Origin of the sequence: Streptomyces sp. NRRL S-646, assembly GCF_000720765.1 — a bacterium.
GTDB lineage: Bacteria > Actinomycetota > Actinomycetes > Streptomycetales > Streptomycetaceae > Streptomyces.
In genome coordinates this window covers 1-284 of sequence record NZ_JODC01000118.1, presented here as the reverse complement: position 1 = coordinate 284, position 284 = coordinate 1, and the positions used below count along the sequence as shown (strand labels likewise).

1 protein-coding gene is annotated in these 284 nt (G+C 69.4%); it reads right to left on the bottom strand.

Annotated elements, in window-relative coordinates:
* Positions 1 to 284, bottom strand: a 284-nt coding sequence (locus tag IH68_RS51445; protein WP_037886775.1) for a hypothetical protein, incomplete at both ends; no start/stop codon positions are given.

Here is a 284-nt window from a genome sequence, read left to right as displayed (position 1 = left end):
GCGGCAGCACCCCATGCCGCATCGCCATCACCATCTTGATCACACCACCGACACCGGCAGCCGCCTGCGTGTGGCCGATGTTCGACTTCAACGAACCCAACCACAACGGCCGTTCACGGTCCTGGCCATAGGTGGCCAGCAGCGCCTGCGCCTCGATCGGGTCACCCAGCGGCGTCCCGGTGCCGTGCGCCTCCACCACGTCCACATCGGCGGGCTTCAGCCCGGCACCGGCCAGCGCCTGCCGGATCACCCGCTGCTGCGACGGACCATTCGGCGCCGTCAGA